We start from the raw sequence: 13804 nt of genomic DNA on the forward strand, positions 1-13804 counted from the left end.
TGGAATGTTAGGAACTTGGTATATACGGGTCCTCAGGTGCTGATTGCATATCTATCGTCAATCCAGCATTCGGCGACTGACCGGCAGGGTTGGTCAAGATCTTCCCCTAAAGGGGATGGCCAGATGTCCAAGTAACCGCAAGGTAAGTTTTTTCGGTCAGTCATTTGTTTGTACCGGTCATTGCTTTTCAAATGCCCAGGCCGGGTCCCGATACAATCGCGAACTGGTAAGGCATGCTGGCGATCGATGTCATTGTTCCGCAATCTAGGCCGCGCCTGTGGCAGAAGATTGTCATCGAGCGGCTGCGGTTGGACGGCCATGATGTCGCCGTGCTGCAGCAGCCGGGAATGCCGGGCTGGCCAGGGTCGGCCAGAGCCGCTTTTGCTTTCGAACAGCGCCTGTTTCGGCGCCGCCGTTCCAATCTGGCCGCCGCGCTGAACGAGATTCCCGTCCAGCCGGCCGGCCGGCCCGCAGCGCTCAGGCTGGACCTTGCCGGCAATGCGCCGCGATCCGATGTTCCAACCATTGGCCTGCTGTTCGATGGATCTCGGTCCGATCTCGCAGTGGCGACAGTGATCGCTGCCGGAAAGTTGCCTGTGATCGAGGCCATCCTCGACGGAAACGTGGTCGGTCGGGCACGGCCGATGGTGGACAAGCGGGAATCGGTGGCGCTCGGCACGGAAGATGTCCTCGCACGCGCCATCACGCTGATCGTCTCACTCGCCAAGGTTTTTGCCGACGGCCGGACCTTGCAGAACGAACCGTCGTCTGAAGCTCGTAGCGCTCCGGTAAGGCAATTCCTGCCTGCCTATGTCGGCTCGGCGCTGCCGCGGCTTGGCCGGGAGATCATCCGGCGCGTCCGCTATCGCCACGCGCATTGGCGGGTCGGCTACCGCTTTGCCGATGCCCCCGGCGTCGCGGAAACCGGCAGGCTCGGCAGCTGCTGGTCGGTCCTGCCCGACCCCGGCGACCATTTCTACGCCGATCCGTTCCCGTTCGAGTGGCAGGGCCGGTCGTTCGTGTTCGTCGAGGACTATCCCCACGCCACCGGCAAGGCTGTCATCTCCGTCGTTGCGTTTGATGCGAACGGCGTTCCCGAGGCGCCACGGGTGGTGCTGGAGGAACCGCACCACCTCTCCTATCCGCAAGTGTTCGAGCGCGACGGGGCAATCTGGATGCTTCCTGAAGCCAGCGCCAGCGGCAAGCTCACGCTCTATCGCGCCTCCGGCTTTCCGGACCGCTGGACCGCCGAGAACGTTCTGGTCGAGGGCGAGATTTCCGATGCAACGCTGCTCGAGCATGACGGGCTGCTCTGGCTGTTCGCCACCGACCGCGACCGCTACGGCAGCACCTCCGACACATTGGTGGTGTTTTCGGCCTCCGCCCTCACCGGTCCCTGGACACCGCATGCCGGCAACCCGATCCTGATCGACCACCGCATGGCGCGTCCGGGCGGCGCTTTCTTTCGCGGCCCGGACGGACGCGCCGTCCTTCCCGTTCAGGACGGAACGCTCGGCTATGGCGGCGGCCTCGGCCTGTCCGAGCTATTGCAGCTCGACCGGCAGGCAGTGCGGCTTTCAGCACCCCGGCCGATCGTCGCCGACGGCGACTGGCCATACCCGAAGATCCACACGCTCAACCGCGCCGGCAGGCTGGAGGTGATCGACGGGATCGCGGCAGTGCGGAAGCGTTCAGGAAAGCAGTAGCGCCTCATAGCCGGCACACATCTGGGTCGGCGAGTACTTGTCCTTGAGCCGCCGCCCGGCCGCCGAAAGCCTGGCCATCAACTCCGGCCTGGCGATCATCTCGGCAAGCCCCGTGGCCATGCCGGCGGCGTCGGCCTCGACAAAGATCGCAGCCGGTTCGCCGTCTTGCGCGGTCAGCACCTCGCGCATCACCGCAAGATTGCTCGCCACCACCGGCAGCCCGGAAATCGCCGCTTCGACACAGGCAAGACCGAAGGTCTCGCTCGTCGACGGGAACGCATAGACATCGCCTGCGGCCAGGAATTCGAAAATCTGTGCCGGCGGAACTTCGCCGACCAGATGCAGCCGGTCCGCCACGCCCCGTTCCTTGGCGAAGGCTACAAGCGTCTCCAGTTCCGGTCCGACGCCGGCAAGCGCTAGATGGATGTCGGACAACCGTTCAAGTGCCCCGACCAACGCGATCTGGTTCTTCGTCCGTGTCAGCCGTCCGGACGAGACGGCAAGCCATGCATTGCCTGGCAAGCCGAAGCGGGCACGCGCCGCCGCCTTGTCGAATTGCTCACGCGGTGCGGGAACACCGTGATCGATGCGATGGAGACGCCGCCGGTAGGCTTGCGGATAGCGATCGAACTGCGCCTCGGTCCAGGCAGAGTTGACGATGTTTGCCCGGTAAAGGCCGGCCACGCCCATCAGCTTGTCGATCTGGGAGAGCAGGCCCATGGTGCCCTTGGTGTGCGGTGCGCCGCTCTGGTTGGCGACGATGTGCCTGACCCCGGCCAGTCGCGCGCCAATCGTGCCGAAGATGTTGCCATAGTGCTGATAGGTGATGACGGCATCCGGCCGCGCCTTGCGCAGGTAACTCACCAGCCCGATGGTCGCCCGGATCTGTCCCGGCAACCCTTTTGGCGGTTCGGTGAGGATGAAATCGGCGCTGGTGTCGTGGTCGAAGGCGTCGGTCTTCCGGTACATGAAGACGGTGCGGACATCATGGCCGCGCGCCCGCAGTCCTTCACCCACCATGTCGGAAACGCGTTGCGCGCCGGCCGCCTCTGCCTGCGTCTGGACCTGCACGATCTTCACGTACGGTCTCTAAGCACAGGGTGGGAAACGGCTGCCGCCTTGCTCATCGCGAGGCCGAAGATGGACGGGTTTATGCCTATTCGACGCCGTGCGATCGAGACTGCGAGGGCAGTCCAGGCAATCACCGTTCCGGCGATAGTGACCGCCGCGCCGACCGGCCCGAAATAGTAGGTCGTCGCGGCCGTCGCGGCGAGCCCCAGCACGTTGACGATGATCAGCACCTTGAACAGTGCATGCTGCAGGCCGGTCAGTTGCAGCAGTATCTCGATCGGGCCGCAAGCGGTGGCGAAGGTCGCGCCGATGCCGAAGATGACGAGCGTCGTGCGCATGGTCGGCGTGTCATAGGCCGAATTGAAAATGGACAGGATGAAGCCGCCGAAAAGCCAGAACGCCGCCAGCACGCAGAGCGCAATGGCAAAGCTGCCAAGTGCCGCAAGGCTGGTGATGCGCTGCACATGCGCCCTGTCGCCGCTGTAGAAGGCGCTCGAAATCTGCGGCGCCAGCGCCTGGTTGATGCCGTTGAGCGCCAGCGCCACGAACCGCGTGGTGCGGTCGGCGACGAAGATGGCGCCGGCCGGCACCGGCCCCAGGATCATGGCCACCAGCAAGGTGCTGACCTGGCCGAGCGCCGGCGGCAGCGAGGTGACGCCCCACAGGCCGAGCGTTACCGTCTTGAATTCGCTTTTTTGCTCTTCCGTAAGCGGGCCACGCTCGGCGCGCGAGGTGTCGCGCAGCAGAAGCACCGTCTGCGGCACAACCGAAAGGATGAGCAGCCCGGCGGTCAGAAAGGTCGCTGCGACCGCACCCATCTCGACATGCAGGAAGCGGCAGCCGAGCATGGCGGCAATGGTCGCTGCCCGCCAAATGATGTCGCGCGGCAGCAGGCCGTAAATGAGTGCATTCTTCGCGCGGAAGGCGCCGGAGGTGAATTCCGACCAGCCGAGCGAGAGCGACAGCACCGCGGCAGCCAGGCACAGCGAAAACCACTCCGGCGTCGCGCTGCTGGCGAACGGCAAAAAACCCGCCACCAGGATGAGCAGGCTGGAGGCGACAAGCCCCATCAGCGCCACCACGATGGCGCGCGCCATCATGCCATGTGCCGAGTTGAGGTCGCCGAGGCCGGCATATTGCGGCCAGAACCTGAGCACTGTGCTCTGCTGGCCGACCGAGGCAAAGAAAGAAACCAGGCTGGCGCCGGCATAGGTGGCGCTGTAGAGGCCGAACTGCCGCTCGTCCATCACCATCGCCACGGCCACGAACATCAGGAACGACAGGCCGGCACTGGCGAGCTTTATCACACCCGCGACCGCCCCACTCCTGGCGAGCGCGGGGATGGACATGCGCATGTCGGCTGCCGGATTGCCGCTCCCAGCCATTGCGGCTTTGTTGTCGCTTATGTTGTCATCCAAGATCGGCTCCTGTGACGATCGGCAATGGCCTGGCCCCCGCGGCAGCCGAACCGACCCTGAAACCTGTCCCTGAATAGAACAAAAACTCACGCAAGCGCCAGCCCGAACGCGACGAATGGTTACTGGCGCCCCTGCATACAAAGGCGAAACGCTTTGGTAACCTTAACGAAAGGCTAACGATAATGGGGAATAGTGCGAGGTGTAGAGTGACGTGACTCTGCAGAGGAAAAATCATGAGTCCAGCCAGCATCGACGATCGCACGCTTCCGCCGTTGTTTGATATCGCGGCGTTGTCGGCGATCCTTTGGGGCCGCCGCCTGATGATTTTGGTCATCACCGGCGCCGTGCTGCTGCTGACCGTGCTCTATCTCGCCGTGACCAGCCCGAGCTACACGGCGACAGCCTCGATCCTCATCGACCCGCGCGACTCGCGTTCCACCAATTTCAACAATGTTCTGCCCGGCATCGGCTCCGACAGCGCCGCCATTGCCAGCCAGGTCTTCGTCATTGAATCGCAGGATCTGCTGGGAGACGTGTTCAACGGTCAAAAGGTGGAGAGCGACCCCGAATTCTCGGGCCGTGGCCTGGTATCGCGGCTGTTTTCCATATTCGGATCGGACAAGAAGGCCACGCGCGACGCGACCTTCAAGCGCTTTCAAAAAGCGGTATCGGTGGAGCGCGAAGGGCTCACCTATGTCATCAATGTCAGCTTCACCTCGAAATCGCCAGAGACGGCCGCGAAGATCGCCAACGCCATCGTCGAGCGCTACCGGACCGGCCTTGCCGGGGAACGCGAAGGCGCCAACAGCGATGTGAACTCCCTCCTCAACGACAGGATCAAGGGCCTGCAGAAGGACGTCAGCGACGCCGAGCGCGCGGTCGAGGATTTCAAGACGACGCACAGGATCGTCGACCCGACCGATGGCGGCACGTTGCAATTCCAGCTCGACCAGCTGACGACGCAGCTGATCACCGCCCAGGGCGATGCCGATCAGGCAAGGGACCGCTACAATCAGGCGCTTGCCGCGGGCAGCTCGCCTGCCGGTCTCGCCAGGCTGGCGGAAATCCTGTCCTCCAACTCGGCCATCAAATTGCGCGACGACTATAACCAGCGCGCCGCCGAACTCGCCAATCTCGAAACCATGTATGGGCCGCGCCATCCGGCGATCGCGCGGCTGCGGTCCGAGATCGAACGGATGAACCGGCTCATGGGCGTCGAGGCCGACCGCATCAGGCAGCAGTTGAAGGCCAGCTACGATCTTGCCGCGCAAAATGTCGGCAAGTTGCAGGCCAAGCTCGAAGCCTTGCGCCAGCAGTCTTCGGACTCGAGCCTTGCCCAGGTGCAGCTGCGGCAGTTGGACTCCAAGGCCCAGGCCGCCCGTGGCGTCCTCGACGACTATCTGAAGCGGGCCAAGGAAACCTCGCAGATGGAGGGCGTCCAGACCTCCGAGGCGCGCACCATCGCCAAGGCTTCGCCGCCGATCCAGCCGACCTGGCCAAAGCCCGCGCTGCTGCTGCCGGTGGGCGCGGTTCTTGGCCTCCTCGCCGGATGCGGTCTCGCTCTGGCGTTCGGCCCGGTTCGCCGGCCGGAAGACGAACCGCAGGCGCCCAAGGAAGAAATGGTGCCGGCGGTCCAGCCCAGGCAGGACGCATCGCGTCCCGTTGCCCAGCCGGCTCCGAAGCCGGTTCCGCCCAGTCTGGGCGAATACCGCGTGCCGGCCGGCGGTACGGCGCTTTCGGGCATCAAGGCGATCAGGGCTTCGCTTTTCCAGGACGGCGACGAGGCGCTTTCGCGCGACGTGCTGAAGCTGATGCGGCAGATCATCCTGCGCCTGCACGACCATCCCAAACCCTTTGTGCTGGCCGTGTCCTCGATGCGCAGCAGCCTTGAGGCAAGGCTTGCCGGCGCACTGATCGGAATCAGCCTGCAGCGCGTCGAGCAGAACGTGCTGGTCGTCGAGATCGAAGGCCAGCCATCCGCTTCGGCGGGCCACGGCCCCGGTATATTCGTCGACAGCGCCAGTGGGCTCAGAACCGCCATCTGCAGCCCGCAGGGGCAAAAAAATGGCCGGACCCTGGGCGACGTCCTGACCGAGGCCGCAAACGCCTTCGACTTCATCCTCATCAGCGCCCCGGCCTTCAGCGAAAAGGCCTGGTCCCCGGAGTTTTTCACGCAGGCCGATCTGACGCTGCTGGCGCTGAACCCGTCGGAGCAGGCTGCCGACGCTGCCGCCCTGCTGGCGCAACGGCTGGGCGCCGCCCAGGTCGGACGCAGCGCCACGCTGGTCATCGCACCGCAGACCGCACAGCCGGCCGCACGCACGCCCGTGCAGCCTTCCGGCGCCGCCGATCGGCGCCGCGGTTTGGCCGCGAGGAGCTGATCCGTGCCGGCGGAGCTGACATCGCTGCCGGTGATGTCACGGCGGCAGGCGCTCGCGCTGGCTGGCGGGGCTGTGCTTGCCACCCTCCCCTTTCCGGCCCGTGCGGCGACAACCGTGCGCAGCGTCCCATCGCGCGGCTTCAATCTTTCGGGATGGTTCGATCGCGAGGCAGGGACTGCTCCGGCAAGCGCGACGCTGGAAAAGCTGCGCCAGTCGGGGTTCGAAACCATCCGCTTGCCGGTGAACAGCGATCTTATCTCGGCCGGCGACACGGCCGGGCTCCGCGCTATCCATGACGGCGTCGCCGATCTTGCCGGGCTGGGCTTTGCCGTTCTCGTCGACATGCACCCGTCCGTCGACCTTCACGCCGCGTTCGAGCGCGATCCGGCAGCCGCAAGCGAGCAGGTGGTCCAGGCGTGGACCGCCTTGCGTCCCGTCATCGCCGATCTGCCGGCGGCCTCGGTCTATCCGGAACTCTTGAACGAGCCGCCGATGGAGCCTGCCGTCTGGCTGGCGCTGCGCGACAGGCTCGCCGAGACGCTGCGCGCAACATGTCCGCGCCACACGCTGGTCTGGGGCCCGGCACGCTTCCAGGGCATATGGGAGATTGCGGATGCGCCGCCTCTGGCCGACGACAACCAGATCGCCGCCATCCATTTCTATGCGCCGATGGCGTTCACCCATCAATGCGAGAACTGGGATACGTCGCCGCTGGCGCGCATGGCCAACCTGCCGTTTCCCGCGACAAGGGAGACCTCTGCGGTCCGCGACCTGATCGCAAAATTGCGCACTGCCGGCGACGAAGAAGCCGCCTCCCTGCTCGAGAACGAACTCTCGAACCCATGGACAGAGGCCGCGATCGCCGCGAGCTTTGCCGAGGCCGGACGCTGGTCGGCGGCGCATGACTGTCCCGTGATGCTGAACGAGTTCGGCGTGCTCAATTTCTGCGTCGATGCACAAAGCCGCGCGGCCTGGGTCCGTGCCGTGCGCGAGGCCGCCGAAGCCAATCATATCGGCTGGACCTATTGGGAGCTCGACCAGGGTTTTGGCTTCATCAAGAGCAGGCTGAGCACGGAAGGGTTCGATGCCTCGATGATGGTTGCCCTGCTGGGCGACGAGGCGGCCGGGCAATGAGCGTCACCAGCGCATATCCGCGAGTCGGGCTGCGCGCGCCCGATAGCACCGAGGCGCTGCTGCATGTCTGCGTGTCGCTGATCGTTGTTGTCTTGACGGTTTCGGCCTTTGCCGTCTGGACCCCGTTCGGCATTGCGGCGACCTTCCTCCTGACGCTGATCGTGTCGAACGCCCTGCCCGCGGGCGTTCCCGTCCTGATCATCTGCGCCTTCCTTTACCAGAACCTCGTCGTTACCTGGTACACCCCTTACATCCCAGACAACGACACGTTCGATTCGCTGCGCGGTACCAATTTCGTCATCCTGATGAGCGCCTTCGGCATTTTCCTTGCCGCGTCATTCCAGCAGCGCGTGCGCGCCCTGATCGAATTGCGCTTCTGGCTGCTGCTTAGCCTCGTGCTCTGTGGAACCATCACCTTCTATCTCGCCCTGGGGATCGTGCACGGCCAGCCCAAGGACGCGGTCGTCTATTTCCGCAACACCATCACGCCGCTTGCCTGCTTCCACATCGCCGTGCTCGCCGCCAGCCTCTATCCGGTCGACCTGCGCAAGAGCATGTTGTGGCTCGGTGCCGGCGCGGTCGTCTACGGATATCTGGAATTGATCTTCACGATGAATTTCCTCAGCCTCTTCCATGGCGACCTTTACATCGAACGCAGCATATCGCGGCAGATCGAGACCGGCGTCTGGGAGAAGGCGCTGACGGAAACCGGCTTCGTTTTCCGTGGGCTTGAGGACGTGATGACCACGACCTTCTTCAACACGCCGTTCTTCAACGACATCCTGCCCAGCGTCTTTCGTGTCGGCGGCCCGAATTTTCATCCGATCAGCTATGCCTATGCTCTCAGCATCATATCGGCCTGGCTGCTCTTCAAAGGACGCTGGCTGCTTCCCATTGCGGCCTTGCCGCTGCTGCTCGTCATCGGCTCTAAGGGCGCGACGTTCCTGCTGCTCATCGCGCTCGCCATGCGTCTGATCTACAGCCCCTCCCGTGCCGGTTTTACGCTTACCGCCGTCATAGTCCTGGCTTTAGCCTGGACGACCGCGGCAATCGGCTATGGCGCGACGCATGGGGACTATCACGTGCTTGGCTTGACGGCCGGCCTGCGCGACTTCCTGGCCAACCCGCTTGGACAGGGACTGGGCTTTGGCGGCAATTTGTCGAGCACCAGCGTCAATCTCAGCTGGGCCAACGCCCAGGCGGAAGGTGTCGCCTCGGTCCCCGTCGAAAGCGCCGTCGGCGTCATGCTCTATCAGATGGGTATAGGCAGCTTTGTCTTCTTCGGCTTCCTGGCGGCGCTCGCCATGGCGGCGCGACGTCAGCTGATCGAAACCCGCGACCCGGATTTCCTGTTCGGTTTCGTCGTCATCGTCACCATCTCGGCCAATGCCGTGCTGCAGGAAGAAGCCTTCTACTCGCCGCTTGCGCTCGGCTTCTGCCTGTTGCTTGTCGGTGTGTCGCTGGGCACGCGCTGGCGCGAACTGGCGATGCAAAGAGCAATTTCAGGAAAAGTGTGAAACGGTTGTCCCGGGAAAAGCGCGTAGCGCTTTCCCTTGGGAATTGCGTCAGGAAAAGAGATCGCAATTACGGACCGAACACCACAAGTTCGGTGAAGGTCAGGTCGCCCGGCGCCGGCGGATTCGGACCCTTGAAGTATTTTATCCCCCGGTTGGCGAAGTAGCGGCCGAACAGGCCAGGGATGGGCTCCCTGGCATCGACGAGGCAAAGCAGGATTCCCCTTCGCAAGACAAAGCGCCCCAGGGCGCCGGCACATCGGCTCAGATCCGCCAGGGAGCGGCAATAGACGATCTGGGCGCAGGGGATGAGACCATGCAGTATTCGGCGCGGCATCAACACCAGCGGAGACGCCACCCCGTCGCAAATGCAGACCAGAGAGATGCAGCCCAGCGCGGCGTGTTCCAGGACGATGTATCTTTCGCCGTCGGAGAGCATCGCCAATTCGGCAAGATCGGGGCGAACCTCAAGCACCCGACACGCCCCCTCCATCGAACTCAAGGCGGGCAGGAAGGCAAACTGTCCCTTGGAAAAAAGCTGAAAGCCGAGTGCCTTGTTGGCCTTCAATGTCGCCGGCGCCGGCGAAATGTTCGTGAAGGTCACGTCCCTCCGCCTGAGGATCGCCCAAATCAGCTTCATGGCCTGGGGGCGGTACCCTTCGTCCACCGTCCAGCTGGAAATGTTGCAGCGGACTTCGTCGCCTTCCCGGCCAGGGAAGCGGGCGTAGAGCGTCAGCACGACGCCAACGATCTTGCCGGCATGCTCCAAGGCAAAACCGTATTGTGGAAAATCGGCGACGATGGGCCGCTGCGACAAACGGGTGAGCGCCCGCATCCAGTAATTGCGGCTGCGTTCTGGAAAGCCCCGGCGCAGACAATCGGCTACGCCGTCCCAATCACCCTGGTGAATTGGCCGGCAGCCGAGATCGGGAGGATGGGTACCAAGTACTGCCATAGTCGACCCGTGAACACGATCAGATTACCAGATCCATTCACCCCCACGCTCCCAATAACGCAGGACGATTAACAATCTGCTCTGTCGCCGGGAAATACCCCGACCATGGCACCCGATGATGGTCTGTCTCGATGTCGATGGCAGCGTTGCCCGGTTCGCGGCGTCACCTGCCCGCGGCGTGCCGACCTGCATTCCTGCCGGAAAAGATGCAGCTGCCGAGAAATGTCCCTTCCAGTGCATTGTAGCCGTGATAGCCGCCGCCACCGCCGCCGGCCACCTCGCCTGCCGCATAGAGCCCGGCAATGGGCTCGCCATTGCCGTCGAGAACCTGCGAATTGAGGTTGGTGTGCAGGCCACCCAGCGTCTTGCGCGTCAGGATGTTGAGGCGCACCGCAATCAGCGGTCCGTGCCTGGGGTCGAGTATCTTGTGCGGTTTGGTCACTCGGAAGATCTTGTCGCCGATGTAGTTGCGAGCGCCGCGGATGGCCGTGACCTGCGCGTCCTTGGTGTAGGCATGGTCGACCTCGCGATCGCGCGCCACGATCTGCGCCTTGAGCCGGTCGTAGTCGAGCAGATTGTCGCCGGAGAGCGCGTTCATGCCCGCGACCAGATCAGCCAGATTGTCGCGGACGACGAAGTCCTCGCCCTTCTCCAAAAACGCCGCCACCGATGGCGGCGCCTTGCCGCCGCGCCGGTTCTTCAGCACGGCCCGCCAATCCTTGCCGGTGAAGTCAAGGTTCTGCTCCGAGCCCGACAGCACGAACTCCTTCGAGGCGATCGTCTTGGTCAGCACGAACCAGGAATAGTCGTGGCCGGTCGACAGGATGCGCTTCAGCGTGCCGAGCGAATCGAAGCTCGGGAAGAACGGCGCCTCCATGCGTTGTCCGAGCGCGTCGAACCATAGCGGCGACGGCGCCGACAGCACGCGGATGCCATGGTTCGGCCAGATCGGATTCCAGTTCTTGAGCCCTTCGACATAGTGCCACATGCGGTCGGCGTTGATGACGGCGCCGCCGGCGTTCTGGGTGATAGCCACCATGCGGCCATCGACATGGTGCGGCACGCCGGCGACCATACGTTTCGGCGCCGGCCCGAGCCGCTCGACCGGCCAGACCTTGCGGACAAGATCGTGATTACCGCCGATGCCGCCGGAGGTGACGATGACGGCACCGGCCGAGAGTTCGAAATCACCGACGACTGTCCGGTTCGACTGCTTGCCGCGCTCGACGTTGGACGCCTCCAGGATTTCGCCCGCGACGCCGGTGACCGCGCCGTTGGTCTTGATCAGCCGGCTGACCTGATGGCGGAATTTCAGCGTGATCATCCCCTTGGCGACGTGTTCGCGCACGCGCCGCTCGAACGGCGCGACCACGCCGGGCCCAGTGCCCCAAGTCAGGTGGAAGCGCGGCACCGAATTGCCGTGGCCATTAGCCAGCGCACCGCCGCGCTCGGCCCAGCCGACCACCGGCCACCAACGCATGCCCATGCCGTGCAGCCACGGCCGCATCTCGCCGGCAGCGAAATCGACATAGGCTTCCGCGACTTTCCGCGGCCAATGGTCCTCGGGCCGGTCGAACTGGGCCGAACCCAGCCAGTCCTGCCAGGCAAGGTCGCGGCTGTCCTTGATGCGCAAGCGGCGCTGCTCGGGCGTGTCGACCAGAAACAGGCCACCGAGCGACCAGAATGCCTGGCCGCCGAGAAAACCGCCGCCCTCCTGCTCGACGATGATCACGCGCTTGCCGGCATCGCCGAGTTCCGCGGCGGCGGCCAGACCGGCCAGCCCGCCGCCAACGATGATTGCATCCGCGTCAGCCATTGTCGTAGCTCCTGTCTCGCCTTTGCGATGCCCTGGGATCGTTGCTTGCCACTATCCCAGCAGCGCGTTCCAGATGATACGCGGCAGTTTCAGGACGCTCGGTCTGTAGTGAAACTCGGTGATCAGCCGGCCGACGATGTGCGCCCTTTTGTGGGTCAGGAACCATGCCGGTTTCGGCATGATGCGGAAGGGCGCTTCCAGCACGCTGCGCTCGGGCTTGTCGAACAGGAAGGTGTTGTGCACGACCCCGATGCCGCTCTGCACGTCCTCGAGCGTATGGCCGGGGAAGGCGCCCCAGGTCGGCCGCAGCAGTGCGAACAGAACACCGCTCCAGGAATTGATGCCGATGCCGCCATAGCGCAGCTCGGCAACGATCTCTTCGAAGCGCGTCCGGCCGATCTCGGCGATCGTCCGGGGATGGATGAGAATGTTGGCGGCCAGCGTGCCGTGCAGTTTTTCGTTGGCGTAGGTGACCGCTGCGCGCAGATAGGACTCGGCGTTCCCCGCCGGCAATCGCATTACACTGAGCGCTGGCGCAAACACCTCGGCATTTTCGAGATAGGGGTCCGTGCCCGGCCGGAACGGCACCACCACGCAGGCCGGCCCGCCGGGCCGCTCGAATTTCTGCACACTGTCGGCATGCGCTTCGAAGGCAGCGAGGCGCTCGGTGGCGCCAGGGTAGTAAGCAGGGCGCGGCGGCGCTTTCTGCATCACCTTTTCGAGCGCCGCGAGCAGCGCATCGGATTTGTCCCAGCCTTCGGGCAGCACCAGCATCTGGCAGGCGATGCAGTTGAAGCCGGAATTGTTGAGCTTCTGGGTCGCGATCAGTTCGGCATGATAGGCGATGTCGGCATTCGACCATGGGCCGGGAACCACGATGGTCGGCGCCACGCCGCCAAGCTCGGAGGTGATGCGCCTTTTGTTCTTCGGCGTGCCCGCCGCCTTGTTCTTTCGGCCCTCCTCGCCGGGACCCCAGACGATCGCATCGTGCGAGGTGGCGGCACCGGTAATGTGGATGTCGTCGACGAGATCGTGATTGCACAGATAGGCGCCGACATCGGCGCCGCCGCGCACGATACGCAGCGCGCCGAACTCGATCAGTGGCCTGAGCGCGGGCTTGAGGAAATCGATGAGATAGTCGTTTACCGGGTTCATCTTGAGCAGGACGACCTGGTGTTCGACGAGCAGCTTGTGCAGGCAGTCGAGCGGCGCGATCGAGGCGACGTTGCCGGCGCCGAGCACCAGTCCGATCTTGCCCTTGCGGCTCGTCGCCGGCGCGTCATAGGCCGAGGCGGTGTTTTCGGCCAGATTGGCCTTGGTCACGCCGGGCTGCATCCATATCTCGGCCTTCAGACCGGTGAACAGCACCTTGTCCCAGACCGAGTTCGGAACCACCGTCACCGCCACCTGCCCGTTGGGCAAGGTGCGGACCGGCAGCCCGTCGAGGAAGGTCTTGCCCTCCATCAGGCTGAGTGTGTGGATGAACTGGTTGCAGCCGTCCATCAGCGCCGCCGGGCCGGCCAGCCACTCCTCGCCTTCCAGCGGCGAGCCGGTCGGGATGCCCTTCTTGCGCGTCGCCGTCTTGACCAAGGCCTCGGCGACCTCGCGGATATGGTCCTTGACCTGCCGCAGCAGCGCAATGCGCTCGCTGTTCGAGGTCCGCGCCCAATCGTCCTTCCTGGCGTCGAGGTCGGCCAGCGCAAGGTCGAGTTCGGCTGCCCACTCAGGCTGAATGGGCTGGGTTTTGACTGCCTTGGCGACCATCGTATCCTCCTCCACTTCGATCTCTTAGTTTGCCGCAATTTCGGA

9 protein-coding genes are annotated in these 13804 nt (G+C 64.2%); 4 read left to right on the forward strand and 5 right to left on the reverse strand.

Going from position 1 to position 13804, the window contains the following annotated elements:
- Positions 1-233: 233 nt before the first annotated feature.
- On the forward strand, positions 234-1706 hold the full coding sequence (locus tag AC1DZ8_RS25750; RefSeq protein WP_477300870.1) for a glucosamine inositolphosphorylceramide transferase family protein: 1473 nt from the start codon (positions 234-236) through the stop codon (positions 1704-1706).
- On the opposite strand, the gene AC1DZ8_RS25755 is transcribed toward AC1DZ8_RS25750, so the two are convergent.
- Positions 1692-2786 (reverse strand): glycosyltransferase family 4 protein, encoded by a 1095-nt coding sequence (locus AC1DZ8_RS25755; protein ID WP_477300868.1) that lies wholly within the window; start codon positions 2784-2786, stop codon positions 1692-1694. The genes AC1DZ8_RS25750 and AC1DZ8_RS25755 overlap by 15 nt on opposite strands.
- Entirely contained in the window at positions 2783-4195 is a 1413-nt protein-coding gene (locus AC1DZ8_RS25760) for a lipopolysaccharide biosynthesis protein (protein ID WP_477300867.1), read from the reverse strand. The genes AC1DZ8_RS25755 and AC1DZ8_RS25760 overlap by 4 nt, the downstream gene beginning before the upstream one ends.
- Before the next feature lie 233 nt (positions 4196-4428).
- Between AC1DZ8_RS25760 and AC1DZ8_RS25765 the strand changes: the two genes are divergently transcribed.
- Genes AC1DZ8_RS25765 through AC1DZ8_RS25775 form a run of 3 tightly spaced genes read left to right on the forward strand, consistent with a single transcriptional unit; the run spans position 4429 to position 9227 of the window.
- The gene (locus tag AC1DZ8_RS25765; RefSeq protein ID WP_477300865.1) at positions 4429-6576 is read left to right on the forward strand and encodes a GumC family protein; all 2148 of its coding nucleotides are present in this window, start codon (positions 4429-4431) and stop codon (positions 6574-6576) included.
- A gap of 3 nt (positions 6577-6579) precedes the next feature.
- Positions 6580-7710 carry a glycoside hydrolase family 5 protein gene (locus tag AC1DZ8_RS25770; protein ID WP_477300863.1) on the forward strand — a complete coding sequence of 377 codons (1131 nt, stop codon included), beginning with the start codon at positions 6580-6582 and terminating at the stop codon, positions 7708-7710.
- On the forward strand, positions 7707-9227 hold the full coding sequence (locus AC1DZ8_RS25775; RefSeq protein ID WP_477300861.1) for a hypothetical protein: 1521 nt from the start codon (positions 7707-7709) through the stop codon (positions 9225-9227). The genes AC1DZ8_RS25770 and AC1DZ8_RS25775 overlap by 4 nt, the downstream gene beginning before the upstream one ends.
- 67 nt (positions 9228-9294) lie before the next feature.
- On the opposite strand, the gene AC1DZ8_RS25780 is transcribed toward AC1DZ8_RS25775, so the two are convergent.
- The 3 genes from AC1DZ8_RS25780 to AC1DZ8_RS25790 all read right to left on the reverse strand — a co-directional run bounded on the left by AC1DZ8_RS25780 (position 9295) and on the right by AC1DZ8_RS25790 (position 13759).
- Positions 9295-10179, reverse strand: coding sequence for a hypothetical protein (locus tag AC1DZ8_RS25780; RefSeq protein ID WP_477300859.1), 885 nt, complete (start codon positions 10177-10179; stop codon positions 9295-9297).
- Positions 10180-10342: 163 nt separating this feature from the next.
- Entirely contained in the window at positions 10343-11995 is a 1653-nt protein-coding gene (locus AC1DZ8_RS25785) for an FAD-binding dehydrogenase (protein ID WP_477300857.1), read from the reverse strand.
- A 51-nt stretch (positions 11996-12046) separates the two neighbouring features.
- Entirely contained in the window at positions 12047-13759 is a 1713-nt protein-coding gene (locus AC1DZ8_RS25790; protein WP_477300855.1) for an aldehyde dehydrogenase family protein, read from the reverse strand.
- Between the last annotated feature and the right edge of the window lie 45 nt (positions 13760-13804).

The sequence above is a fragment of the Mesorhizobium sp. P2_F7 genome, from assembly GCF_056403695.1.

What these genes read in the sequence shown, in the direction of transcription:
- AC1DZ8_RS25750 (WP_477300870.1), top strand. Translation starts at nt 234, where the DNA reads ATGCTGGCGATCGATGTCATTGTTCCGCAATCTAGGCCGCGCCTGTGG.
- AC1DZ8_RS25765 (WP_477300865.1), top strand. Translation starts at nt 4,429, where the DNA reads ATGAGTCCAGCCAGCATCGACGATCGCACGCTTCCGCCGTTGTTTGAT.
- AC1DZ8_RS25775 (WP_477300861.1), top strand. Translation starts at nt 7,707, where the DNA reads ATGAGCGTCACCAGCGCATATCCGCGAGTCGGGCTGCGCGCGCCCGAT.
- AC1DZ8_RS25780 (WP_477300859.1), bottom strand. Translation starts at nt 10,179, where the DNA reads ATGGCAGTACTTGGTACCCATCCTCCCGATCTCGGCTGCCGGCCAATT.
- AC1DZ8_RS25785 (WP_477300857.1), bottom strand. Translation starts at nt 11,995, where the DNA reads ATGGCTGACGCGGATGCAATCATCGTTGGCGGCGGGCTGGCCGGTCTG.
- AC1DZ8_RS25790 (WP_477300855.1), bottom strand. Translation starts at nt 13,759, where the DNA reads ATGGTCGCCAAGGCAGTCAAAACCCAGCCCATTCAGCCTGAGTGGGCA.